Origin of the sequence: Bradyrhizobium sp. 45, assembly GCF_023073155.1 — a bacterium.
GTDB lineage: Bacteria > Pseudomonadota > Alphaproteobacteria > Rhizobiales > Xanthobacteraceae > Bradyrhizobium > Bradyrhizobium canariense_D.
Genome location: NZ_JADPIX010000155.1, coordinates 206,030 through 229,115, shown reverse-complemented (window position 1 = coordinate 229,115; position 23,086 = coordinate 206,030). Strand labels below are relative to the sequence as shown.

Annotated in this window: 23 protein-coding genes and 1 pseudogene; 9 read left to right on the top strand and 15 right to left on the bottom strand. The window is 58.9% G+C overall.

Annotation, left to right across the window (positions count from 1 at the left end):
- Positions 1 to 25: 25 nt before the first annotated feature.
- Together IVB42_RS41405 and IVB42_RS41400 are read right to left on the bottom strand one after the other, a co-directional pair.
- A complete protein-coding gene (locus IVB42_RS41405; RefSeq protein WP_247472204.1) occupies positions 26 to 754 on the bottom strand; it encodes an MEDS domain-containing protein in 729 nt (242 codons plus the stop codon).
- Positions 681 to 1,271: a GAF domain-containing protein gene (locus IVB42_RS41400; RefSeq protein WP_247472203.1), complete on the bottom strand. Its 591-nt coding sequence runs from the start codon at positions 1,269 to 1,271 to the stop codon at positions 681 to 683. The genes IVB42_RS41405 and IVB42_RS41400 overlap by 74 nt, the downstream gene beginning before the upstream one ends.
- Positions 1,272 to 1,508: 237 nt before the next feature.
- Between IVB42_RS41400 and IVB42_RS41395 the strand changes: the two genes are divergently transcribed.
- Positions 1,509 to 3,197: an ATP-binding protein gene (locus tag IVB42_RS41395; RefSeq protein ID WP_247472201.1), complete on the top strand. Its 1,689-nt coding sequence runs from the start codon at positions 1,509 to 1,511 to the stop codon at positions 3,195 to 3,197.
- A 4-nt stretch (positions 3,198 to 3,201) separates the two neighbouring features.
- Positions 3,202 to 3,834, top strand: coding sequence for a response regulator (locus IVB42_RS41390; RefSeq protein ID WP_247472199.1), 633 nt, complete (start codon positions 3,202 to 3,204; stop codon positions 3,832 to 3,834).
- Between the two features lie 65 nt (positions 3,835 to 3,899).
- Here the strand turns inward: IVB42_RS41390 and IVB42_RS41385 are convergent, their stop codons facing one another.
- From IVB42_RS41385 to IVB42_RS41340, 10 genes are all read right to left on the bottom strand, one after another.
- Positions 3,900 to 5,111 carry an alkene reductase gene (locus IVB42_RS41385; protein WP_256470559.1) on the bottom strand — a complete coding sequence of 404 codons (1,212 nt, stop codon included), beginning with the start codon at positions 5,109 to 5,111 and terminating at the stop codon, positions 3,900 to 3,902.
- A gap of 280 nt (positions 5,112 to 5,391) precedes the next feature.
- Positions 5,392 to 6,126 carry a hypothetical protein gene (locus IVB42_RS41380; protein WP_247472195.1) on the bottom strand — a complete coding sequence of 245 codons (735 nt, stop codon included), beginning with the start codon at positions 6,124 to 6,126 and terminating at the stop codon, positions 5,392 to 5,394.
- 69 nt (positions 6,127 to 6,195) lie between these two features.
- Positions 6,196 to 6,474, bottom strand: a complete 279-nt coding sequence (locus IVB42_RS41375) for a chaperone modulator CbpM (protein ID WP_247464879.1) — start codon at positions 6,472 to 6,474, stop codon at positions 6,196 to 6,198.
- Between the two features lie 2 nt (positions 6,475 to 6,476).
- Complete coding sequence (locus tag IVB42_RS41370) at positions 6,477 to 7,388, bottom strand: DnaJ C-terminal domain-containing protein (protein ID WP_247472193.1); 912 nt, start codon at positions 7,386 to 7,388, stop codon at positions 6,477 to 6,479.
- A gap of 43 nt (positions 7,389 to 7,431) precedes the next feature.
- Entirely contained in the window at positions 7,432 to 7,974 is a 543-nt protein-coding gene (locus IVB42_RS41365) for a nucleotide exchange factor GrpE (RefSeq protein ID WP_247472191.1), read from the bottom strand.
- A gap of 40 nt (positions 7,975 to 8,014) precedes the next feature.
- Entirely contained in the window at positions 8,015 to 9,928 is a 1,914-nt protein-coding gene (gene dnaK / locus IVB42_RS41360; protein ID WP_247472188.1) for a molecular chaperone DnaK, read from the bottom strand.
- A 148-nt stretch (positions 9,929 to 10,076) separates the two neighbouring features.
- Positions 10,077 to 10,586, bottom strand: coding sequence for an Hsp20/alpha crystallin family protein (locus IVB42_RS41355; protein ID WP_247472186.1), 510 nt, complete (start codon positions 10,584 to 10,586; stop codon positions 10,077 to 10,079).
- 9 nt (positions 10,587 to 10,595) lie between these two features.
- Positions 10,596 to 11,249: a BON domain-containing protein gene (locus tag IVB42_RS41350; RefSeq protein ID WP_247472184.1), complete on the bottom strand. Its 654-nt coding sequence runs from the start codon at positions 11,247 to 11,249 to the stop codon at positions 10,596 to 10,598.
- Positions 11,250 to 11,476: 227 nt separating this feature from the next.
- A complete protein-coding gene (locus tag IVB42_RS41345) occupies positions 11,477 to 12,136 on the bottom strand; it encodes a hypothetical protein (protein WP_247464858.1) in 660 nt (219 codons plus the stop codon).
- Between the two features lie 12 nt (positions 12,137 to 12,148).
- Positions 12,149 to 12,619, bottom strand: a complete 471-nt coding sequence (locus IVB42_RS41340) for a PRC-barrel domain-containing protein (protein WP_247464855.1) — start codon at positions 12,617 to 12,619, stop codon at positions 12,149 to 12,151.
- 325 nt (positions 12,620 to 12,944) lie between these two features.
- Between IVB42_RS41340 and IVB42_RS41335 the strand changes: the two genes are divergently transcribed.
- From IVB42_RS41335 to IVB42_RS41320, 4 genes are all read left to right on the top strand, one after another.
- A complete protein-coding gene (locus IVB42_RS41335; RefSeq protein WP_247472182.1) occupies positions 12,945 to 13,703 on the top strand; it encodes a helix-turn-helix domain-containing protein in 759 nt (252 codons plus the stop codon).
- Between the two features lie 96 nt (positions 13,704 to 13,799).
- A complete protein-coding gene (locus tag IVB42_RS41330) occupies positions 13,800 to 15,422 on the top strand; it encodes an alpha-amylase family protein (RefSeq protein ID WP_247472180.1) in 1,623 nt (540 codons plus the stop codon).
- 102 nt (positions 15,423 to 15,524) lie between these two features.
- Positions 15,525 to 16,550 carry a glycosyltransferase family 4 protein gene (locus IVB42_RS41325; protein ID WP_247464848.1) on the top strand — a complete coding sequence of 342 codons (1,026 nt, stop codon included), beginning with the start codon at positions 15,525 to 15,527 and terminating at the stop codon, positions 16,548 to 16,550.
- A gap of 110 nt (positions 16,551 to 16,660) precedes the next feature.
- Positions 16,661 to 16,855, top strand: a complete 195-nt coding sequence (locus IVB42_RS41320; protein WP_247472178.1) for a hypothetical protein — start codon at positions 16,661 to 16,663, stop codon at positions 16,853 to 16,855.
- A 134-nt stretch (positions 16,856 to 16,989) separates the two neighbouring features.
- Here IVB42_RS41320 and IVB42_RS41315 read toward each other — a convergent pair whose 3' ends face one another.
- The 3 genes from IVB42_RS41315 to IVB42_RS41305 all read right to left on the bottom strand — a co-directional run bounded on the left by IVB42_RS41315 (position 16,990) and on the right by IVB42_RS41305 (position 20,102).
- Positions 16,990 to 18,054, bottom strand: a complete 1,065-nt coding sequence (locus IVB42_RS41315) for a YihY/virulence factor BrkB family protein (protein WP_247472176.1) — start codon at positions 18,052 to 18,054, stop codon at positions 16,990 to 16,992.
- A gap of 100 nt (positions 18,055 to 18,154) precedes the next feature.
- Positions 18,155 to 19,165, bottom strand: coding sequence for a hypothetical protein (locus IVB42_RS41310; RefSeq protein WP_247472174.1), 1,011 nt, complete (start codon positions 19,163 to 19,165; stop codon positions 18,155 to 18,157).
- 325 nt (positions 19,166 to 19,490) lie between these two features.
- A complete protein-coding gene (locus tag IVB42_RS41305) occupies positions 19,491 to 20,102 on the bottom strand; it encodes an HdeD family acid-resistance protein (protein WP_247464840.1) in 612 nt (203 codons plus the stop codon).
- A 216-nt stretch (positions 20,103 to 20,318) separates the two neighbouring features.
- Here IVB42_RS41305 and IVB42_RS41300 point away from each other — a divergent pair, with 216 nt between their 5' ends.
- The 3 genes and pseudogenes from IVB42_RS41300 (at position 20,319) to IVB42_RS41290 (ending at position 23,021) form a co-directional block, all read left to right on the top strand.
- A complete protein-coding gene (locus IVB42_RS41300) occupies positions 20,319 to 20,492 on the top strand; it encodes a hypothetical protein (protein ID WP_247464837.1) in 174 nt (57 codons plus the stop codon).
- Positions 20,493 to 21,174: 682 nt separating this feature from the next.
- A pseudogene (locus tag IVB42_RS41295) lies at positions 21,175 to 22,430 on the top strand (glutathione-independent formaldehyde dehydrogenase).
- A gap of 27 nt (positions 22,431 to 22,457) precedes the next feature.
- On the top strand, positions 22,458 to 23,021 hold the full coding sequence (locus IVB42_RS41290; protein ID WP_247472171.1) for a type 1 glutamine amidotransferase domain-containing protein: 564 nt from the start codon (positions 22,458 to 22,460) through the stop codon (positions 23,019 to 23,021).
- Positions 23,022 to 23,086: the final 65 nt, after the last annotated feature.

Here is a 23,086-nt window from a genome sequence, read left to right as displayed (position 1 = left end):
TTTCGCCGCGGCGGATTGGAATGCTTTATCCTCGATACGGCTGCGATGCCGAGGTGCGCTCGGACACCTCGCTAAGGAAATCCTCGGGCTTGGTGAAGAACGAGTTTTCCACGAGAACGCCCCCCATCACGACGACGGGATGCGTGCGAAGAATGTCGATCGCCAGGGCCGTGTTCAGGAGATGGACGTCGAAGGTGCAAATGACCGCATCATCGAAGTTCGATAGCACGCCATTGAGCCGCATTTCGTATTCCGCCCAATCATTCCTGCTCTTCCAATTGTCCAAGGCGGTTTCGGAGTGTGCGATCATGCGCGTAAGCGGGAATCCAAGCGCGGCCCCGTTCCCGAGCACTTGCTGGATGAGATTGAGCATGTCTTCCTTGTCGAAACGACCTGTTCGCAAATACGTGTCTTGCGGCAGTGCGATCTCGAGCTGACCCGATCGTTGCGCGGCCTCAACGTCTATGCCGGCGCTCCGAAGTCGTGTCACGTGATCGTCGACATGCCGTTCAGGCAGCACGTGGAAAGCGCGGTGACCGCAATCCAGGCCGTCGCAGATAAACGGCAGAAGCGTATTGTACTCGTCATTCGCCGAGCAAAAGAAGGCACAAACATGCCGATGTTCGCGAAGCATGGAGCCGGCGAAGGGAATGGGGGCCGCGGAAGAGCACATAAGGGCCCTATCTTCGTTGAAACGTGCGAGTGTCCGATCCTTCAGCGTTGCGGTACGCGAAGGTCTGCTGCGGAGCTCCATCCTTGAGACACTCGGCAAAGCGGACGGCTACCCGTTCCATTGGCGTGGGATCGTACTGAGTATCTTCCCAGGGCCGGCGAAAATGTACCGTGAGCACGCCCCAGAGCTGGCCGTTATCAACGATGATAGGCGTAGAATGCGCCGCTGCGACGCCTGCTTGTTGTAACGCTGCCAGCTCGCGCGTGCCGACAAACAGGTAACTGGCGGCAATGTTGCCGACAACGACACGCATGCGCTGCGTCAACGCTGCCGCACAAGTAGAATTCGTATCTCGGCGAACCATTTGAAACAAATTCAGAACTTGATCGGGAAATCCGCAACTGGCGACGATCCTGAGGCAGTCTTCCGCGCTATCGTATTGCTGCACAGTGCCGAAATCTGCTTGGGCAGCCCTGATGGCGGTCGTCAGAGCCTTTTGGATCGCTTCGCCGCCGGGCTCCGCGCGGGCCGGTGGACGGACGTCATCTTGGAAAGTGTTGCCGGATCTCGTCTCTGAGCCGGGCTTGCGGTTTTGCATAGGACAATCCTCGCGGCAGGATGCCATAAAGCGTAGCATGAACTTTGTAAGGCCGCCGTCCACTACGTAGTTTTGCTTACTTGAATTCAGCATCTCATAGACGACCGATTGTTGCTTGGGAGTCTTGGAACGCTGTCCTTGGTGTCGATGAGACGTCGGGAATCGAACGATCGGGTACCATCGCCCTTTGGGGGAAAAGATAGCAAGCTCGCAACATGGATCGGGATCAGAGCGCTAATGCCTTGGGTGGAAGAGCTTGCAGATTCCGGCGAACTCCGGCGCTGCATCAGGGACTTAGTGGCACTTTCGACCTTGCCTGCCCTTTGGGAGAGGTACTCTGCGAAGGAAATAGCCGACAGCGTGGCTCTTGCTCTCCAGTCGATCCTGTCGGCTGACTTCGTGCATGTCAGTCTTTCTGTCGGACAGGACGAGGCGCCAATCACGGCAACGCATGGGCCACGCGGACCAATGCCGCGGGAAGTCACTGAGGCGATCCGGCTCGAGATTACGCCTGAATGGTTTAAAGGTGCAGGGCGGCCTCAAGTGATACCCAATCCGCTTGGCCGCGGCAGCGCAAACATCGCAACTGCCGCAGTCGGACTGGGTCGATCCATACTTGTGGCCGGGTCGTCTGGTCCCGGGTTCCCGAGAGAGACCGATCGGCTTATGCTCGGCGTCGCTGCAAGTGATGTCGCAATAGCGTTGCAGCGTAAGCAAGTGGAGGCGGACGAACGACGTTTTGTAGCACTGGTCGAGCGATCACCTGACTTCGTTGCCTTTTCGGACCTGAATGGCAGGTTGCAGTTCGTCAATTTGGCCGGCCGGCAGCTGGTGGGGATTGAGCCGACAGATGACGTTTCGAACTTGCACGTGGTCGACTTCGTTAGCTCGAGCGATGAGGAACGTCTGTTGAACCAATGTTGGCCCGTCGCTTTGACAGATAGACGGTGGATGGGAGAACTTAACCTATGTAATTTCAAGACGGGGGAGAAAATCCCATTCTTGGTTGATATTTTCAGGATCGACGACCCTCGGGGCCACGGGCCGATGAACGTTGCCATGGTCAGCCGAGATCTCAGAAGGCAAAAACAAGCCGAAGGCGAACTGCGGCGTTTGAACGAGTCGCTCGAACGAAGCGTGGAGCTCCGTACCGCCGAACTGATGGCGGAGATCACAGAACGAAAGCGGGCGGATGAACGCTCGCGTGAATTGCAGTCAGCTCTCTCGCATGCGGGCCGGCTAAGCGTTGCCGGCGAAATGGCTGCTGCTCTGGCGCACGAGTTGAACCAGCCGCTCACGGCGGTTGCGAATTCGGCCAACGCTGCACTACGTCTTCTTGCGCGATCCGGGTCGGTGCGGACGGAGTCGATGCGCGAGATACTGGATGATGTCGCCGGGCAGGCATTACGCGCCGGCCAAATACTTCGGCGTCTTCGCGACTTTCTCACCCGCGGGGAGAGCGAAAAGAAGATCGAGGACATCGAGACGCTAATTCGCGAAGCGAGCGCATTTGCGCGTACCGGCTTCGAAAGCTTGCAGGTTTCGATAAGTTTGTTTTTCGATCCCCGCGTATCGCATATTTACGCAAATAGAATTCAGATCCAGCAGGTCTTAGTAAATTTGATCCGCAATGCGCTCGAAGAAGTCGCGAGCGTACCGCAAGCCAAAATTGATGTTGTGACGCGACAAATCGGCAACGAGGAGATCGAGATATCCGTGGCCGACAATGGGCGCGGCGTGGTGCTGCACGTGATCGATACGCTGTTTCAACCTTTTATCTCGACGCGACACGACGGTATGGGGTTAGGTCTCGCCATCTGTCGTTCAATTGTGGAGTCGCACAGTGGGAAACTTTGGTACGAGCCAAATCCCAATGGCGGCGCCATGTTTCGATTCACTCTCTCGTCCGCGGAGCCAACGGAATAGGACCATGCCGAATGACGTAGTGTACATCGTGGATGACGATGCAGCCGTTCGCCGATCGCTTGGACGACTGCTTGAGTCAGTTGGCTTTGTTACACATTCGTTTAAGGCACCGGTCGAGTTTTTGGGTGCAGCTCCCAATCTTGCAAGTGGCTGTGTCCTGCTGGACGTGCGTATGGCCGTGATGAGCGGTCTCGAAGTGCAGGCGGCACTCGACAGGATGGGCTGCACGATTCCTGTTGTCGTTATGACGGGCCAGTCTGACGTACCGACGGCGGTTCGGGCCATGAAGGCCGGCGCGGTGGATTTCCTTGAGAAGCCGTTCGATGATGAAGTGCTGCTCGATGCGATTGAACGCGCGCTGGCGCGGTCCGGTCGTCCACACCAAGCTCGTGAGGCGTCAGAGGCGTGGAACCGGATTGCCGCCCTTAGCCAACGAGAGCGCCAGGTTCTCGATGAAATTGCAGGCGGACAACCAAACAAGATAATTGCCTTCAGGCTTGGCATCAGCATCAGAACGGTTGAGGTACATCGGGCGCGAATGTTGCATAGGTTGGGAGTGCGTCAGGTCGCAGAGGCTGTGCGGCTATTGGTATTGGCCGGTTTGAATCGGCAAGGCGTGCTTCGACAATCCCATTAGGTAATACTTTTCGGAATGCCGCGAGGACGATCAATATTCTCATGCGTGTTGGCGCCTCTGCTGCATCATCGCCAACGCTGGTCGACACAGCCCTTCGCCTTTTCGCCGCGGTCCTGTTCCAGCGAAGGATAGTCCGTGTAACCTTTCTCGCCGCCACCATAATACGTCGCCGGGTCGTCCACGTTCAGTGGTGCATTGGCGCGCAGCCGTCCGGGCAGGTCGGGATTGGCGATGAACTTGCGGCCGAATGCGATCAAGTCGGCCTGGCCATCGCGTAGCCATTGCGCGGCGGTATCGGCGTTGAAGCCTCCAGCAACGATGAGCGTTCCCTGATATTTGTTCCGGATCAGCCGGGTCATGTGGAGGGCGTAGGGCTCCGGCTTCTCGCCTTTCTGCATCTGTTCAAGCGCGGGATTGACGATGTGCAGATAGGCCAAACCATAGCCGGAAAGTTGCTCGACGACGTAAGCGAACGTCGATTCCGGAGCGTCGTCGCTGATGTCGTTCATCTTGCCGAGAGGTGAGAGCCGGACGCCGATCCTGTCCGCCCCGAGAATGGGAATCAGGGCTTCCGTGATTTCAAGCAGAAGCCGCGCCCGATGTTGAACTGATCCGCCATAAGCGTCGCTGCGGCGGTTGGTGCCGCTCTCGATGAACTGATCGATCAGATAGCCGTTGGCCGCATGAATCTCGATCCCATCGAACTTGGCGGCCTCCGCGTTTCTCGCCGCGCGCTCATACTGTTTGATAAGGTATGGCATCTCCTCTAACGTTAAGGCGCGTGGACGCACAAATGGAACCAGTTCTCCCTCGCCACGCTCGTTTTCGATGAAGGCCCTGCCCTTGGGCGTGATCGCCGAGGGCGCAACGGGGAGCATGTTGTCGGGCTGCAGGGCCGGATGTGAAATGCGACCGACGAGCCAAAGCTGGTTGAAGATTAGTCCATTAGCCTCGTGTACAGCGTTCGTGACCTGCCGCCAGGCGTCGACTTGTTCGCGGCTATGGATACCCGGGGTCCAGGCATAGCCCTGGCCTTGCATCGAAATCTGGGTGGCCTCGCTTATGATCAGGGCGGCAGACGCGCGCTGCGCGTAATAGCAGGCCGCGAGTGGAGACGGCACATTGCCGGGCTGTCGTGCTCTTGAACGGGTCAATGGCGCCATGACCACCCTATGGGGCAGGCTGAACGGCCCAAGCTGACATCCTTGGAAGAGGGGGTTCGCTTCCCCATTTGGAACCGGGTGGAGCGCGCGGACGTGCGTTGTAGTGGTGACCATATTGCCTCACGTCGGAGGAGCTAACTGATCCAGGCCTTTGGTAAGGAGGTTGTTTGAAGATCTTTGGATCTCTACACCGTAATATATCCGCGGATCGCTAGATCGCGCTGACAATCGTCAATGCTCTGACCTTAAAGGAGAGGGGGGGTGGTCACGCAGCGACAGAGACCATCGACATTCTCTATAAACGCCGGCGCCGTCATTTACGCGACGTGACAGCCGCTGTCGGCTATTCGTAAGTGGTTCCAGTGTTGCTTCAAATGTGGCCCTCGACTTACGGTCAAGACTCAATTGGGACGCGCGTGATCGTTCGTCCCAGTTCATCGGTGACAACGACAGAAAAGCCAGACCAGCCGCCATCCCGCGCCAGCTCACGAGCAATGGTGAGTCCACGTTCCGTGGCGTGAACGGGCGAGAGGAAAAAGCTACCGCATTCGTCGGCATAGGTCGCTCCGTTCTCAATATGAAAGAAGAAACGGCCTCCTTCTGCGGGTTTCGTCGTTTGCTGATCGGCGACTTGCTGTCCCCCATTCAGGCGATCTAGATGGCAGCGCGCCGCGTACCTCAGGGGTTCCGTGATCGTGGCGATCAGTGGTTCAACATCCTCAGAAAAAGGACGTCCGATCCGCTGGTGAACGCCAAGAATGATGGAATGACCCGCAGTATCCGAGAGTCGCGTTCCCAGGATGTCCCGAACGCCGCAGCTCAGCACAAATTCATTGTACCACTCGCTTCTCCGCAAAAGTGCCTCGGGAAGACACGTTGAGAGCATAGTCCAGCGTGCATCCAGCAAAGGCGAGTATGGATCGAGCGCGGCGTAATGGTCGACGTAGCGGGGCTTGAACTCGGCGCTGAGACCGCAAAAGACGGCTTCGTCGACCGTACCTGTCGTCTTGTTCGTGACAATCAGCGCCGCACCCGCCACGCCGGCCTTATCCATCAGCCTTTGAAGCGCTTTTGGCCAGGCATCCCGTGACATTGCGGCGTCGCGAAGTGTCGAGAGAAGTGACTGCATGATCCGTGGCCAGAAGAGATTAGCGGAGCCCGAACGCGCAAGCTCATGATAGCCGATCAATCGCAAACATCAATGCGGGCGGTCAGACGTTGTGGTCCGCATCGCCTGGATGTCTCGCAGCAGGCAACGCAGCCCATATAGTTGATCCAGCAGATGCAGGACCAGCGCGATACCTTCTTCGTTGACACCCAGGTCGTCCTTGAGATCCTGGATGAGGCGCACGCGGGCGAGATCCTGCTCGGAAAACGGATGCCCTGGTTGATGCGCTACCAGCCATTCCGCATCCACCCAGGCTTCAATCGTGGAGGAATCGAGGTGAGATCGATTGGCGAATTCCTGAAGCTGCATTGTCACACTCTCATCGACTGTCTTGGGCTATCAGCAGGCTGCCAACCGCTCACGAACCGTTCGAGATCCGGATCTGGCTTTTTCGGCAAAACCAATTTCAGCGTGACGTACTGGTCCCCCCTGCTACCATCGGCCCGCGGAACGCCGCGTCCCTTGATTCGAAGAACCCGGCCGGAGCTCGACCATTTCGGCACAGAGACCGCGACAGCGCCGCTCACGGTGGGTACCTTGAGTTTTGCGCCCAACACGCCTTCTTTCAGTGAGATCGGCAGGTCCAGGTGGATGTCGTCGCCTTTGCGGACGAAGTAGGAGTGCGGCAGGACACTGATCTCGATCAAGGCGTCGCCTGGCGGACTGTCCCCGGTTCCCCGACGACCCTTCCCCTTCAAGCGCAGAATCTGGCCGTCGCTGGTACCGGGAGGAATGTTGACCTCGAGCGTCGTCCCGTGGGGCAGGACGATGGATTGCTTGCCGCCATTCACGGCATCGAGAAAGTTGAGCTCAAGATGATATCGGACGTCAGCCCCGCGTCCGCGCCGGGTGGTGCGGCCGGCACGTCCAAAGATCTCGGAGAGGATATCATCGCTACCGGCGAAGTCACTGAAATCGGCAAAGCCCGCCCCACTGCTGTAGCCCGATGCGCCTTCACGATCGGCGAAATCACGGTAGTATTGCCGGGGCTGCTGCTCAGTACCTGACGCATCGATCTCGCCGCGGTCGAAGCGTGCGCGCTTGTCCGGATCGCTCAGCAGATTGTAGGCGGCAGAAAGTTCCTTGAATTTGTCCTCTGCCCCCTTGTTGCCGGGATTAAGATCGGGATGCAGCTTCTTGGCGAGCCGACGGTAGGCCTTCTGAATGTCGGCCTGTGTCGCGTCTCTCTTGACGCCCAGCGTTGCATAGGGGTCTGCAGCCAACACCAGCTCCTGTTATGCGTCGGCCCGCCGAGCAGACCGCGGTTCATTGTTGCGGGGATGACGGCGACTGTGGTTTAGGCGGCTTGGCTACCACGACGCGGGCCGGCCGCAAGAGACGGTCGTGAAGCATGTAGCCATTTTCCAAGACGTCCGCGACGTTCCCAGGTGACTGATCGGACCGATCAGTTTCCATCACTGCTTCGTGCTTCATCGGGTCGAATGGCCGATTTAGAGCCTCAATTTCCTCCACACCGAAGCGTTTCAGGATCTGTGACAGGATACGATTGGTGGCGACGACTCCGGCCAGCAGGCCGTCGTCGTCTTTGGCTCCCTGGTCCGGCGAGCCGGTGTCGATGGCCCGCCGCAGATTATCCGCCACCTGTAGCAGTTCGCGGGCAAAGTCGGCGATCGCATATTGCCTGGCGTCTTGGACGCGACGCTCGGCGATGCGCCTCGTGTTCTCGGCGTCCGCAAGTGCACGCATGAGGCGGTCGCGATCGGCGGTGGTCTCCTGCGGCTGGTCGCTTTCCTTGCGCTCACCCGCGGGAAGCTCGCCGAGCCCATCATCCATGGTCTTGGTAGCCATGTCGTGCTCCATCTGTCGCGTTCGGGCCAATTGGAAGGCTTCAAGAAGCCTTTCGATCGCCGGGGTCGACTTCTTCGAATTCGGCGTCGACGACGTCCTCGCCGCTGCCAGACGATCCCGCCTGTCCGCTGCCGGGAGCGCTGCCTTGGGACGCCGCGCGGTTCAAGGCTTCGCCGATCTTGGATGCCGATTGCTGCAAGCGCTGGGTTGCCTGCTGGATCGCTGCCACGTCCTCTGCGCCGATCCGTTGCCTGGCCTCGGCGATCGCCTGCTCAACCTCCCTCTTGACGTCGGCAGGGATCTTTCCTTCGGAGTCCTTCAGGGCCCTCTCGGTGCTGTAGACCACCGCGTCGGCCTGGTTGCGGGCTTCGATGAGCTCCTTGCGCCGCTTGTCTTCGTCGGCATGGGCTTCGGCCTCCCTGACCATCCTCTGGATGTCCGCTTCGGTCAGACCGCCGGAGGCCTGGATCCGGATACTCTGTTCCTTGCCACTCGCCTTGTCTTTGGCCGATACGTTGACGATGCCATTGGCATCAATATCGAAGGTCACCTCGATCTGCGGCACGCCCCGCGGTGCCGGCGGGATCCCGACCAGATCGAACTGTCCAAGCAGCTTGTTGTCCGCTGCCATCTCGCGCTCACCCTGGAAGACCCGGATCGTGACCGCGGTTTGATTGTCCTCCGCTGTCGAGAACACCTGGCTCTTCTTGGTCGGAATCGTGGTATTGCGCTCGATCAGCTTCGTCATGACGCCGCCAAGGGTTTCGATGCCCAATGACAAGGGTGTCACGTCGAGCAGCAGGACGTCCTTGACGTCACCTTGGAGAACGCCGGCCTGGATCGCGGCACCGACCGCGACCACTTCATCAGGATTGACGCCCTTGTGAGGTTCGCGTCCGAACAGCTTCTGCACGGTCTCCTGAACCTTCGGCATGCGGGTCTGGCCGCCGACCAGCACGACCTCGTTGATGTCCGATGGCTGCAGGCCCGCGTCCTTCAACGCTGCTTGGCAGGGATCGATGCTGCGCTGGATCAGATCGTCGACGAGCGCTTCGAGCTTGGCGCGCGACAGCTTGATATTGAGATGTTTCGGACCGGCCTGATCTGCCGTGATGAACGGCAGATTGACGTCGGTCTGGGTGGCGCTGGAGAGTTCGATCTTGGCCTTCTCGGCGGCATCCTTGAGCCGTTGCAGGGCGAGGCGATCCTTGCGGAGGTCGATTCCGTTTTCCTTGCGAAACTCGTCCGCCAGATAGTCGATGATCCGCTTGTCGAAATCCTCTCCTCCGAGAAAAGTGTCGCCGTTGGTTGATTTCACCTCGAACACGCCATCGCCAACCTCCAGGATCGAGACATCGAACGTGCCGCCACCGAGGTCATAGACCACGATCTTGCCGCTGCCTTTCTTGTCGAGGCCGTAGGCTAGGGCGGCCGCAGTCGGCTCATTGATGATGCGCAGGACTTCCAGTCCGGCGATCCGGCCGGCGTCCTTGGTTGCCTGGCGCTGCGCGTCGTTGAAATAGGCCGGCACGGTGATGACGGCCTGCGTGACGGCGCCACCAAGCGTGGCTTCCGCGGTTTCTTTCATCTTGGTCAGGATAAACGCGCTGATCTGGCTCGGACTGTACTTCTTGCCCCGTACGTCGACCCAGGCATCGCCATTGTCACCCGGTACGATGTGATACGGCACCATGGTCTTGTCTTTCGCCGTGATCGGGTCGTCGTAACGCCGGCCGATCAGTCGCTTGATGGCGTAGATCGTATTCTCGGGGTTGGTGATGCTTTGCCGCTTGGCCGGCTGCCCGACCAGGACTTCGCCATCGTCCGTGAAGGCGACCATGGACGGCGTGGTGCGCCCGCCTTCGGCATTCTCAATGACCCTGGCTTTGCTGCCTTCCATGACAGCCACGCAAGAGTTGGTGGTTCCGAGATCGATGCCGATTGCTTTTGCCATGATCAGGTTCCTTCGGGTTTGAATCCTGGGACAGCTGCGGCCGTCCTTTAAGTCTGTGGGTGTCTCGCCCTATTCGCGAGAGAGGCGAGACGCGCCGAGCTGGGGCTGTGAGGAGAGAAATGGCTCGGGCGTCTCGCCCCGCCGACGGTCAAGCAGCTTCCTTGACTTCGATCTTCTTCGATTCCGGCTTTGCGGGCTTGGGAATCGTGATCTTCAGGACGCCGTTGCTCATCGTCGCCTGAACGGAGGAGGGATCGATGCCAGGCGGCAGCTGCAGCACGCGAAGGAACACGCCATAGCTGCGTTCGCTGTGCTGGACATTCTTGTCGTTCTTAGCGCCGTCCGTGCCCTGCTCCACCTTCTTCTCGCCGCGAATAGTAAGCGTGTCATCCTCGAGGGAAATGTCGACGTCCTTGCGCTCGAGCCCCGGCATTTCGGCGCTGACTTCGATCGCTTTGTCTGTTTCCGCGATTTCGATGTTCGGCACGAGCTGCTGTCCGTTGGGGCCCAAGCCCTGCGAAAACTCGCTGAACAAGCGGTCGATTTCCCGGTGCAGGCCGAACAGGCCGAAATCGGGCCTCATCAGCATTCCTGCATCACGAGACGGGACGAGTGATCGTAACCTCATTGGGTTCTCCTTTTTCAGCTTGCGATGCAACTTTCGGTTCTAGGGGCTAACGACGATGCGATCGTCGACCTTGCTCACGCCGGGCGCGGACCAGGCGACGCGCTCGGCCTCCTCGCGTTCGATCCAGGAGCGTACCGTTCCTTTCAGGACCACTTCGCTGCCGTTAGCTTCGACCTGGATCCGGTTGGCGTCGACTTCCGCGTTTCGCTTGAACGCGTCCTGAATCTTCTGCTTGAGCTCGGAGGGCTGGACTTTCGGCTTGACCATGATCACGTTGGTGACGCCCTTGACGCCCTTGACCTTGCGGACCGCGTTTTCAGCTGCGGTGTTTTGATATTGCCATTCGGCGGAACCTTCGAGCGTGATCCAGCCGTCCCTGACGGTCGCCTTGATCTTGTCGTGAGAGATCGGAAGCTCCGACTTAAGTGCAGTGACCGCGTCGCGTGCGATATCGGGATCCGGGCGCTGATCGATCGATGGCAGCCGAACCTCGACGTCATTGGCTATGGCGCGAACGCCCGCTACGCGCTTCGCCGCGGACTCGGCCTCAAGCCGATCGGCGTAGCTGTGCGTGAAACCTGCAAGCATGACAACGCCGTCCTTAACCGAAACGGCAATGTCACTGGCATCGAGGTCGGGATTCCATTTCATTTCGTCACGGACATCACGTTCGATCTCACTGTCTGACTTCATGATTGGCTCCTGGCATTGCGAGTGCATTCTCGGCGTAGCTCCGTCATCGCCGGTGGGCAATTTACGCGTGACGAGCAAGCGAGCCATGACGACCGTCAACTTCCTTGTCGACTTTCTCGCTTGAGCTTGTGAAGCCGAACTGGATGAAGGTCGCCAAAGATGATCTCTGTGCGCGGAGTGAGAGCAGCTGGGAGAAATGACGCGGGCGCAGCATGTGTCGCGCCTCGTTACGGTCGCCCGAGGCGTTCGTCGCCCAGCCAAGGATCCGGACGAAGTGAGTGCAGCGGCAGATCTTCCGGGCGCTTTTCCAGGTCGATTTCATGAACGTGCACGGCCTGCCCACCATGCCGCACCAGAATATCCTGCGCTTGAGCTTCCTTCTCAGGTGCGCGAACCCGAACCCAGATCAAGAGGCCATCCCATTCTGCAACCGGCTCCAAGCCTCTGACGTGTTCACGGCGCAGGAGCCGGTATAGGGGCACGATGATGACGGCACCCGTGACGATCCCGATGAGAATTGACCACATCGCGATCGCCATGGCGTCGTAGCCTCCAAGCATCAGAAAAAGCGCGGAGCCAACCGCTGCGATGCAGCCGAGAACGCCGCTGGCGACGGCTTCAGCGCTGAGCAAATCGTCGCCGCCAAAGAAGGGCTGTCTCGGCGTCGCCGGCAGGTCGGCAAGACCGGCCGGAGGGATCACAGCGTAATTCATCCGTCGCTGCACCTCGTCGGGAGATGCGCTGATGTCGATGTCGGAGCGATCAAATCCCGATAGAAGAAGATCCTGGGCCGCGTCATCGAGCGCACGTCGCGAGTGAAAGACACCGGTCACTTCGCGGATACGGCTACGGTCCAAGATCGTGTCGGTTGATCTTGCCATCGACATGGGACGCTACCGTCAAGAAGATCGGTAGTGGAATTCCGATAGCTTCTTAAGCTCTTCCTTGGATGCGCCAGGAAGAGTGACCTTGCTGCCGGTGTCATCGATGACGAGGCTTTCAAACGGGATCGCGACCAGATGGCCGCCTACGCCGAGAAAGCCGCCGACCTGCAGAATCGCGAAGTCGAGTTGTTTCTTGTCTTTGCCGGCAATCACGTCGTCCAGGCTTCCGATCTTCTCATTCTTGTCGTTCATGACCGTGCTGCCGATCACCTTACTCATGCGATAGCCTTGGGCGACGACGCTTACGTCAACCTTGACGAGAGCGACGCCAGCCTGAGGCAGGGCGGGATCGATGCTGAGGACAGCTATTATTCCGGCAAGTGCCGCCAGGCCGCTATATCTCCTCCACTTCGCCGCGTTCTGCCGGCACGGCGTAGCGGCGGTGATGATGAGTTTCGAAAGGGGACGGGGGATAGTTGCTTCCATGTCTCGCTCCTCTGACTGTTAGTGGCTTAGCGAGTACTCCCTTTGAACTAGGAGCGCGCTGACCATTGTCAATTCGCAGATCGCCTAATCGGCGCCGGGCTCGATGCGTTCGTTGCCCAATCGACATGTCCCCATTTGCCGAAGACAGTTCGTATTGCGGAGGCATGATGTCTGCATCTTGCACGAGCGATGAACGCCGTTGGTAACGGTGCAAGCAGTCTCGTCATGGACTGCGCCTCAATTCTCCGTGCCGCGGGGCATAAGCACCGTTACGTGTTTTTACGTACGAAGATTTCCCACGTTTACGCGGTTGTGTTGCTGAGAGTTGACTGCCTACGAGCGGATCGTTCCTCCCGCGCAGAGTGCGCTGAAGAAAAAGGACAGAGAAATGAAGCCGGTAATCCACCCAGCGGACTATTATCGAAGGATGCTCGCCGCACAGCCGCACGCGCTGAAGCGGCTGGACGGCTCGGCGGCAATCGTCAAATTGAACCGCGACCAGCAGGTTCCGGAAGACGACGGCACCGCGGGACATTGGTACTACGTGATTGCCGGTTCCGTGCGATGGTCGACGGTCCGCACCGATGGACGACGGCAGATCCTGGACCTGATGCTGGTGGGAGACTTTTTCTTCGTCGGGAGCAGCCAGAGAGAAGAGGCAATCGAGGCCATTTCGGAAGAGACCGCGCTTGCTGGCTATTCCGGAGCGCGGCTTGAGAATCTCGGCGAGCGCGATCGCCAGCTCGCTAGAGAATTGAGAGAGATCACCTTTCAATCGATAGAACGTACCCGACAGCAGCTCGTTGTGCTCGGGGGGGTCACGACGGCGGACAAGGTGAGTGCGTTCCTGCTTCTGCTTGAGAAGCGCTATGGAGACCAGCGGGGAGACATACGGCTTCCGCTTACGCGTTATGATCTCGCCGAGTACCTCGCGGTGTCCGTGGAGACTGTGTGTCGTGCATTTTCAGATCTGCAGCAGCGCCGCATCATTTCTCTGATCGGGATTCGAACCGTCCGAATTGTGGACCGCGATGCACTGGAGCGCCAACTCGGTAGAAAGTATCCGAATACGATCGCTGCATAATGCGCTGTAACGGTCAGGCAGCAGCCGGGCGAAGCATAACTCCGGCTGCGTCTGTAGTCGCCTGAGAAGGTCTCTGTAGACAAGGCAGGGCTGTCGATGCTTGACCTCTGGTACAAGAACGCCGCGATCTACAGCCTGAACGTGGCGACGTACAAGGATGGCGACGGAGACGGTGTCGGCGATTTCAAGGGGTTGGTGGCCCAGCTCGATCATATAGCCCAGCTGGGAGTGAACTGCCTGTGGCTGCTGCCATTCTACCCAAGTCCAGGGCTCGATCATGGTTACGATGTGACGGACTACTACAATGTAGCGCCCGCCCTCGGAACGCTTGGCGACTTCGTCGAATTCAGCCATCAAGCGCGCCTGCGCGGCATGAGGTTGATCATCGATCTCCCCATCAACCATACTTCCGAGCAGCATCCCTGGTTCCAGCAGGCGCGCGCTGATCCTGAGTCGACATTTCGCGAATACTATGTCTGGTCAGACACGGAACCGGAAGACAGCACGGAGGGCGTCGTTTTTCCGGGCGTGCAACTGAGTGTATGGACTTACGATCTTTGCGCCCGAGCTTGGTATTATCACCGCTTCTACCAGCACCAGCCCGATCTGAACATTGCATCGTCCGCCGTTCGCGAAGAAATCTTCAAAATCGTCGGCTTTTGGCTGGAGCTTGGCGTGTCGGGATTTCGAATCGACGCCGCCCCCTTCGTTGTGGAGGAGATACGCCCGGACCGTCCGCCAACGCGCCGATACGAGTTCTTTGGAGAGCTTCGTGACTTCTTGTCATGGCGCAAAGGTGACGCTGTGTTGCTGGCGGAAGCGAATGTTGCACCTTCCGAATTTGATCATTACTTCGGCAGTGGATCGCGCATACAACTTCTTTTCGCATTTCTTTTGAATCAGCACCTCTTTCTTGCGCTTGCGCGCGAAAGTGCCGAACCACTCCAGGGGTGTCTGGCCGCACTACCTCGGTTGCCACCGTTTGCTCAGTGGGCCCAGTTTTTGCGCAATCACGACGAGCTTGACCTCGGGCGCTTGAAACCTGAAGAGCGCGAGGAAGTCTATGCTGCCTTTGCTCCATCCCGAAAAATGCAGCTTTACGGACGCGGAATCCGTCGTCGTCTGGCCTGCATCCTTGGCAATGACCGCCGGCAGATCGAACTCGCATACAGCCTGCTCTTCAGTCTCCCAGGCACACCGGTCATCTATTACGGAGATGAGCTCGGAATGGGCGACTATCTCGCGCTTCCGGAGCGATGGCCGGTGCGAACTTGCATGCAATGGACCGATGATGAAACCGGTGGTTTCTCTGCCCGACCCGCGGCCGGATTGCGGTACGACATGATCCAAGACGCCGAGTACGCGCCGTCCAAAGTCAACGCCGCCGCCCAGCAACGAGATCCGGATTCTCTTTTCAACTGGTTGCGGCGCCTGGTCGAACTACGGAAGGGTTGCCCGGAAATCGGATGGGGCGACCTGAGTTTGCCGAAAGCAAATTCTCTATCCATTCTGGTCCAGACATTCGAGTGGGAAGGCCGATCGGTGCTGATATTGCACAACCTGTCGCAAGCCGGGTGCCGAGCGCAAGTCGAGGGCTTCCCGGCGGCCGACAAGTTAACTGATCTATTCGGCAATCGCGTTTACTCGTCGAAGTCCTGCGAGGACTCGGCAATCGAACTCGACGGCTACGGATATCGTTGGTTTCGGGTCGACCAATGAACGCACCTCAACTGATAGAAGCGTCCTTTGCAGGGGTCTTCACTGAAGCTCGCCGGCCTGAATGCTGACCGCCGGAACACAAGCGCCATTTGGGAGTGATTGATGAAGATAGCTCAGATTGCTCCGCTGGCCGAAAGCGTCCCACCGAAGCTCTATGGTGGAACAGAAAGAGTGGTCGCCTGGCTCGTCGATGCCCTCGTCGAGCTCGGGCAGGACGTCACCCTTTTCGCAAGCGGAGATTCCAGGACCCGAGCGACGCTTTCTCCGGTTTGGCCAAAAGCACTTCGCCTTGGTCGACCGCGCTCAGATCCGAATGCGGCTTTGGCTGCCCAATTGGAAGCAGTTTACGCTTGCGCAAACCAGTTCGACGTCATTCACGCTCACATCGACTGGCTACATCTCCCCATTCTCAATCGCGCAGGAGTCCCATTTGTCACGACGATGCACGGCCGGTTGGACCTGCCTGGATTGCCGGCCGTGACCAGCAAGTTTCCAGAAGCTTGCTTTGTATCCATCTCAGATAATCAGCGTATTCCGCTTGCAAGCGCAAACTGGTGTGGAACAGTGTATCACGGTCTGCCTGTCGACCAGTTCCGTGCCTCATTTGCTGCCGGATCATACCTGGCGTTTCTGGGGCGGTTGACCGCCGAAAAAGGCCCCGAAGATGCCATCCGCATCGCTCTCGCCGCAGGAATGCCGCTTCGGATCGCTGCCAAGGTCCCTCGCGCTGAAGCTGGGTACTTCAGAGAGAAGATAGAGCCTCAGATTGACGGCAAACAAATCCAGCTCGTCGGCGAGGTCGATGACAACTCGAAACAGCCCTTCCTTGCAGGAGCGGCTGCTTTGCTCTTCCCGATCAAGTGGCCCGAGCCGTTTGGGTTGGTGATGATTGAGGCCATGGCCTGCGGAACGCCAGTCATCGCCTACCGGTCTGGTTCGGTGCCCGAAATTATCGAGGAAGGCGTGACAGGCTTCATCGTCCAAAACCAGGACGAAGCAATTGAGGCTGTGACGCGGCTTGGCCAAATCGATCGCGGGCGCGTCCGCGCGCGCTTCGAGGATCGTTTCACATCAGAGCGGATGGCACGGGATTACTTGCGCCACTATCGCGCCCTCGCAGCCCGGTAAAGCCGGACGTCCCATGTATCGCTTTTGGGTCAACGGCTTTGTGCGGATGGTCCTGACCGTGCTTAGACATGCCCGATCAGCCGAAGAAAGTGGATCAGATGGAGGCAAGAATGCAGCTCAGCAAAACCGCCTGCGAGATCCTCGCATTTTTTCGTGAAACACACCGAAAACCCGGTGCCCGCATGACTATCGCTACTCTTGATGCACACTTCGGGACCGATCCCAGCGTTGCGGTCGCCGTTTCCGAGTTGAAGCAGCTTGGATACGTCGGCGTTCCCGACTCGGGGACAGTACAGTCGAACTGACGGATGTAGGGTTCGACACAATCCAACGTGGCACTTCATGAACCCATTGTCGGGCCTGGTGCGACATCATCCTCGTGCAGGCATCTTTCGGCGTGGCCGTAACCGGACGGCGGCTCAATGAGCAACACCACCCTTCAATGATCTCGTGCCGCGCCAACGGTGTCGGCGACCCGGGCCCCCCGCGCGCCGAACTTGATTGGTGGGCCCGTGGTTGTATCGCGGGCCATCTGATGCTCCATCTCGGCATCGATCTCGGCGCCAAAAAGGATGATGATGGCCGAGATCCACAGCCAGGTCATAAAGCCGATGACAGCCCCAAGCGAGCCGTACGTCTCGTTGAACTTACCGAAGCTCGCCACATACCAGGAGAACAAGCCGGATGCTGCCAGCCAAAGCAGTGCCGCTATCGCACTGCCCCACGTGACCCAGCGCCATTGGCCCGCCTCTCGGCTGGGGCCACAGCGGTAGATCAAGGCCAGGACCAGCGTGAGTACCAGGAACATCGCCGGCCATCTCCCGATGCGGAGCAGAAGGCTGGCAGTGTTGGACAAACCTACATAATTGAGGATCACCGGAACAGCGACGATGGAGCCCAAGGCCGCCATCATAAACACGATCCCGCTAACCGTAAAACCCAGGGAAACGGCATTCAGCTTGAAGAACCCGCGCTTCTCGTCTTCGCCGTAAACGATGTTCAACGTGTCGAACAGCGCCTTCATGGCGGCATTGGCGCTCCAAAGAGATGTTGCGAGCCCGACCAGGAAGGTGGTGCCAAGCGTCTTGGAGCCCTTCGATGCCACCCTGGTCAGTTGCTCTCTGGCGATATCCAGTGCCCCGCCTGGTAGGAAGCCGCCCAACTGATCGAGGTGTTTGCCGATGGTCATGGGATCGGAAAACAGTCCGTAGATCGCAACCAGCGCGGCCATCGCCGGAAAAATGGCAAGTATGCTGTAGTAGGTCATACCTGCTGCGAGGGTGAGGACACGGTGTTTAGAGATGTTGGAAAAGACACGGAGCAGGATATCCTTCCATCCCTTCGCGGGGATTTCCGATGGCGAAGTCGCCTGCCGGCCGCGATCTTCTCCTGATTCGACGTCCCCGTCGGCTCTCTGAGGCGCCCCGTGAGGCTTTCTTGAGTTGGGAATCTGGTTCTGGCTTGGGCCTAATTGCCGGCCCGGAATCGTGTCAACATTCGGCATGACGCTCTCCGAACGTCCAATCGTATACAGCGGGAGACGTTCCTTTCTTGGTTCTCGCGTCGGCTATCTTCTAAGGACCGCTTTGGCAGCGGCGAGGCGATCAGGGCAGCAACGGCGCGGCCGTCGTACCAAGATGCGCCGCAGCGGCCCTCACGCACGCTCCATGCCTGCGGCGCCGATCCGCAAACGCCAGCGCATCGATCGACGGTCGGAGCTTGTAGCCTGCGGCAGCCAGCCGGGCGCAGAGCTGAGGCACGGACGCTCCTGTCGTATCGTCAGCTAGCGGATCAAGGCCGATCACGCGGTTCAATTCGTCAATGAGCCGCAATCCTTCGCTGCGAAGGAGGACCGCGGGAGCTCGGCTACCCGGATCATCAATCAGCAGTTCGATGATGAGCGCGAGGTCCATCATTGCCCCAAGGGTCGCCGGCCATCCGGCGCCAACCGACGCCGACCTGAAGTAGATCAGGGTAGGGTGCGAAGCATGGCTTTGGAGCACCGATGCGCACCAGTCGCGCCCGCCATAGAGAACGCGCCTGATTTCCTCGGGCGAGTCGAGGTCCGCGTAACGTTCCAGCAGTCCTAGCGCAGACGGCGGCTCGCCTGCGGCCGTGGTGAGCTTCAAAATCCCGGAGTCGCGGCGAGATATGCCCTCCTGCACCTCGAGCAAGTAAGTCACGGCCATCGTGAGGACCGACAGGCCCGAGAAGCCGCCAAAAACCAGGACCCAGCGCGCGGGCCCGTGCGCCTCGATGCCGCTCAGGCCGACGGTACAGAGGGCACTTCCGGCGATGAACAGCGCCTGCTGGAAATCGGGAGACGGAGAGAACCAGTCGCTCAAAGCATAGGCAGCCAGTCCGAAACCCAGCAGGAGCAGGCCCATCCAAATGAGAAAGGATCCCATCAGGATGGCGGGTGCGAAACTGGTCGAAACCGCTCTTTTGCTGCGACGTGCCCACTTCCAGATCGGGACCGCCACCACGAGAAGCCGACGCGCAACGCGCAACGCGCCTCTGCTCTCGCCGGGGACCACCACCGTGTCAAACACGTCGCGCAGAGTAAGAACGACCAGAACGACACCCACGACAATCTCGATCGTTCGCGCGATCATGACGAGACGCTCTCAGAGGCGAGCCAGCCCCCCACGTCAAGTCTCGCGGCGGGTCACGAGCACAGCCGCGCAAATGACCAGCACGGCGATCAGAAAGGTTCCGGCGGACATCGTCCGCCTGCCGTGCTCATGTCGGACCAAAGGCATCGGATCACTTCCGATTGCCGAGCATGGCCCCCGCAATCTTTTATTCGTTTCCGACGCTCCGGATCCGGCCTAGCGAGATCACTTGCCACGAGCGGTGGTGCGCGATGCCTGGTTACGTCGGCTATTGGCCCTATCTGCGAAGATATGCGCCAGGGTCTGACCGAGGTCCGCTCGTCGCTCACGCCGCCACAGAGGAGGTGCCCGTCTGCTCGTTCTGACGAGCGCGCAACTTGAAGGACAGCACAACCAGCGCGATACCAAAGGCCATCGCGTAAGCTCCCATCCACCACGTAAGCACCACCGCCCCGATCAACGGCATAGCGACCAGCAGCGCACCATACACGAGCGACAACAGCCCGCCCAGAACCATCCACCAGCGGCCATGATCGAGCTTGAGGCGAAAGCCAGCAGTCAACATCAGCGCGCCTGAGATGATCGCCCAGGCGGCGACCATAAATACAAAGGCAAGCACCGTCAGGCCAGGCCAGATAAAGGCAGCAACGCCGACGGCGATATTAAGAAGGCCTTCAAAGATCAGCAGTCCCCATTCATCCTTCCGTCGCATCGCGCGAACGGCGGAAACGATTCCTGCTATGCCATCGACCAACATGTAGGCCGAGAAAAACAGCACCAGCGAAAGCATGGTGGGACCCGGGAAGAGAAAAGCGAGCAAGCCGAAGATAATTCCGAAGATGCCCCGCAGTAGGAACAGCCACCAATTGTTGGCGAGCATCGCGGAGGCTGAGCCGATATTAAAGTCAGCATTGCTGTTGAAAGTCGTGCTGGTCATGTGTAGCTCCAAGAATAGCCGTCGTTCCAGGTCCGGCCGTAGAGTAGCGCCCTGTCGCCACGACGTGCCTTGACAGCTATCAAGCTTTGATCGCTGCAAGACAGTTCGAACGGCGGAGGGCCTTACGTAGTCCTCCTAAATGGCAGAACCGGCGCTTCGCGAGCAGTATGACGAGCTGGGGCGCTGAGTACTCTGTGTCGAGGCAAGGAGAAGAGCATGCCGAAAGACCTTCCCATGAACGGGGTTGAACCCGAGAAGTCAGAAGATGACATTCAACGCGAGCTGTTGGGGCCGCGCGGCGTTCCCGGAGCGCCGGATCCCGCCAAGATGACGCCACAGCGCGCCAAGAAGACGCCACTCTACCACTTGAACCCAGGGCACCCTTCTTGAAGGGCGAGTTCTCGCTGCTCGTCTTGTCCGTCAGCGGCGATCATGCTGCTCTGTTGACCATAGGAGTTCGCGCATCCGCGCCGGCGATACCTGATCTCACATTCACGTAGAAAAAGAAAGGACCGCACAGCTGTGTGCTGGCGGTCCAAGTCAAGGGAGGACGCCCGGGAAGGGCAGCGATGGTGGGACACATCGCGTTTTGTTTATCGCGCGAGCCGAGGGCCGCGTGCATTGATGATCCTCAATTGGATCGCGAGAAAAATAAATGAGTGTGGCGCCATGAGCGCCGCATGTCGGGTGGCAGTAGTCGTCGAGAGGCAGCGGTCCAGATCGTGATCGCGCTGCTGAAAATTTGCCGGAAGGTTCTCATGAGAGAGCTGGAACGGAAAGATGCCTGCAAATGCTGACATTTGCGACCGTTATCCTCGCGCTGCGTGTGGCGTATTGGCGCGAACGGGACAGCGATCGCCGACGAAAGAAACGGCCCAGAGACAATTGCCGTGTCGGCGCAGCGGCCGGACTTTCGTCCATGAGCCCGCGGCCCAGTCGCTCATGGATATCGGAAGTTAAACGAACAACCCGCAAGATTGACGTTTGCCAAGGCGCGGTTCTTCTGGGTCGCCCATGCTCATGAACGAAAGAGCAGCGTCACTGTTTTCAGCGATCATCTGAGGAGCAAGCTATGGCCGCGACCAACCGTGCAGTCACTTTTCTGGAGCCTTACAAGCTTGAGGTCCAGGACAGAGGATATCCGAAGCTTGCGGATCCCAAAGGGAAGAAGATTGAACACGCTGTTATTTTAAAGCTGATCACAACCAATATCTGCGGCAGCGACTTGCACATCTATCATGGCCGTTTCGCTGCACCCTCGGGAATGCAATTGGGTCATGAGAACACAGGTGAAGTGGTCGAGGTAGGCTCGCATGTGGAGCGCATCAAGGTTGGTGACATCGTCTCTGTGCCTTTCAACGTAGCCTGTGGCACATGCCGGAACTGCAAGGAACGGCATACCGACGTTTGTCTCAACGCGAATGAGGAGCTCGGATATTGCGGAGCGTACGGCTTCAATCTGGGCGGATGGCAGGGCGGCCAAGCCGAATACATGATGATTCCCTGGGCAGACTTCCAGCTCTTGAAATTTCCGGACAAGGAGCAGGCGATTGAGAAAATCAGGGACCTCACTCTGCTATCGGACATTCTGCCGACCGGTTACCACGGTTGTGTCGAGGCACGCGTCGGCACCGGTTCAACGGTCTACATTGCCGGCGCCGGCCCGTCGGACGTTGCGCAGCGGCCAGCGCACACTTGCTCGGAGCCTCCTGTATCATCGTAGGCGACCACAACAAGGCGCGGCGCGATCTCATCAAGAACGCCGCTTACGAGGTCGTTGATCCCTCGATCGCCACGCCCATTCCGGATCAGATCGAGAAGATCCTCGGCAACGGCTCGCGCTGGGTGGACGCCGCCGTAGATTGTGTCGGACTGGAATGCCACGGTTATGGGCCGGACGGCAGCGGAAAGAACGAGGAGGAGGCTGTCCTTAACACCTTGATGGAGGTGATCAAGCCCGCGGGCGCCATGGGCATTCCTGGCGTCTATACCAATCTCGATCCAGGTGCACCGAATGAACTCAACAAGAAGGGCTTCATGGCCTTGGGTTTTCCCGCGGCTTGGGTCAAATCGCCATCCTTCACCGCCGGTCAGTGCCCGGTCATGCATTACAATCGCGAGTTGATGATGGCCATTCTTTGGGACCGGATTCCCTATCTCACGGGACTTCTGAACACCGAAGTCATACCGCTCGAAAGAGCGGTAGAAGCCTATCAGAGCTTTCATGACGGATCGGCCAAGAAATACGTGATCGATCCGCACAACACCACCAAGCTCGCGTCGTCGAGCGGGACCGGCGAACGCGGACATGCGCGAGCTTCCGCTTGACTTGCGCTTAAACAAGGGAGACGGACCATGGCCGGATCACTTCGAGACTATAAGATCGCTATTCTCGCCACCGACGGCTTTGAGTACGTCGAACTGGTCAAGCCGCGGAAGGCGCTCGACGACGCTGGCGCCCAGACCAGCGTCGTTTCGCCGAAGGCGGGTCCCGTTCGCGGCTGGAACTTCACCGATTGGGGCGATGAACTGTCGGTCGACGTGCACCTTGCCCATGCAAGTTCGGCGGACTTCGATGCATTGCTACTGCCCGGCGGTGTCATCAATCCTGATTCCTTGCGGATGCAGCCCAAGGCGGTCGCGTTTGTGAGAAGCTTCTTCGATGCCGGCAAACCTGTGGCGGCGATCTGTCACGGTCCATGGACCATCATCAACGCCGATGCAGCGCGCGGCCGGCGCATGACATCCTGGCCGTCGCTCGAGATCGACCTTCGAAACGCCGGAGCGCAGTGGGTGGATGAGGAAGCGGTAACCGATCAAGGTCTGGTGACCAGCCGAAAGCCTGACGACATCCCGGCTTTCAACCGCGCAATGATCGATCTGTTCAGTCGGGCGCGGCAGCCTGGTGCTACTGTTTAAGCGGAAGCCCCATTTGGCCAAGCCAATCTACCAGCGCGAGATGCCAGTCAGTGCTAAGGCGTGTT